This window comes from Paraglaciecola hydrolytica, from assembly GCF_001565895.1.
In the GTDB taxonomy this organism is placed as follows: domain Bacteria; phylum Pseudomonadota; class Gammaproteobacteria; order Enterobacterales; family Alteromonadaceae; genus Paraglaciecola; species Paraglaciecola hydrolytica.
This window is the reverse complement of sequence record NZ_LSNE01000007.1, coordinates 450,682-452,273: the sequence shown is the minus strand read 5'-3', so window position 1 is coordinate 452,273 and position 1,592 is coordinate 450,682. Positions and strand designations below refer to the sequence as shown.

Sequence of the window (1,592 nt, the reverse complement as noted above, 5' to 3'; positions counted from 1 at the left end):
TTCAACAATATTTATCAAAAAATTAAATAATTAGGATTTTTAATGAGTTTTGGAAACTAAAATAAACTTTAATTTTTTTAGAACAGATGAAAAAAAAGCAGACTAATCTAGATTTTTGAGATAAATGAAACAACCAGTGTGTCATATTCTAAAATTGAATGATTTTTAAGCATGCTCGAAAACTTAACTTAACCCCAACTAAAAATGAAAAATTACTACTATTGAGACGTTTTACGCAGTTAATTCAACATGGATTTGGTTAAAGAGAGCAATACTTTTGCTTATTAAAAATGGGGGTAATTAAGGTACATCCAAATAGAAGAACATAATGGTGTTTATCGACTGAGACTTCTGACTATTTTTATTAACGTATATAAATTAAAAATTTGAATCGCCCACAAGACACTGTATATAATAACAGTATTGAGTTACAGGTATTACTCCTGTCATTATGACTGTTAGATTTTCTGGTTAATAATTTGCACAAACCAACTTAGTGCACTAACTACGCCTAACTATTCTAAAAAGTTTAATAATAACAATGGATTGCTAATATTTGGTTAAACTCCACGAAATTTCTCCAAGAGAACAAGACGGAAGAGATACCCTGTCAAGGTATAAGGCTCAAACAAGAGCTGCGGGCTTGGCTAGCTTGGAAATACTAGAAAATAAATCCGTAGATCGAGTTTATTGTGATTGGCATGATGATTATGTTGTCAGAAAGAGCATTAACGGAAAAATTGTTTATCACTTTTTTCAAGTTAAAACCAAGGAAAAAAGAAATGCTCAATGGTCTCTGAACGATATTTTTGGTGTACACAATCGAACCAAAACAGAAAATATAGCAGAGAGAATCACAGAAAGCTTTGCTGGAAAACTGTTAATTCATACTGTTAATTTTATTGATACTTGTGAAGCAGTGGTATTTCTTACAAATATTCATTTGAAAGATGAAGTTGAAGACCTTTTGACTTCATTAGATCAAGATGATTATTCGCATAAGACCTTACAACATTTAACAAACCATTTTTTAGAGTGCTTTTGCGGAGGAAAACCACTTTATACGGATGAGGAAATCAAGGTATTTATCAGAAAGTTTAGAATCATTCCTGGTCTAGAACATTTAAAGGTAGATGGTACTCAGTTCGAAGCGTTAGCTAGAGAGAAAATATTCGAGTTTAGTGAAATAGATCTTGAATACATGGAAGCAAGGGAGATTTTAGATAGCCTATTAAATTTAATTGAGAAAAAGTCTATCGGAGTTGTGCGTACTGCTCTGAATGAAAAACAGTTAGATGAATTAGCTGGAGTGGGAATAGAAGATTTACTTGAGATTTTGAGTATATCAAAAATTGCATTTCAGAGCCTTAGAGAGGGGGGGGATAAGAAAGCACTCAAAAATGTTTCTATATTACAACGTATTTTAGGAAAATCTGGCACCCCAAAAAACCTCATCGATTACGCTGCAAAATGCAAAACAGACTGGGATGTATGGTATCGAAAAAATAGACATTATATTCCAGATTATGATCTAGCAATGTTGGAATCAAAGTTGTCGGACGTAATTAAAAAACATTCTCCTAGTGGCGTTA

At 32.2% G+C, this 1,592-nt stretch carries 1 protein-coding gene; it reads left to right on the top strand.

The genetic code is table 11. From position 1 onward, the window contains the following. Window positions 1-556 precede the first annotated feature (556 nt). The coding region (locus AX660_RS15745; RefSeq protein WP_068378626.1) for a dsDNA nuclease domain-containing protein at window positions 557-1,592 on the top strand (1,036 nt) is incomplete at its 3' end.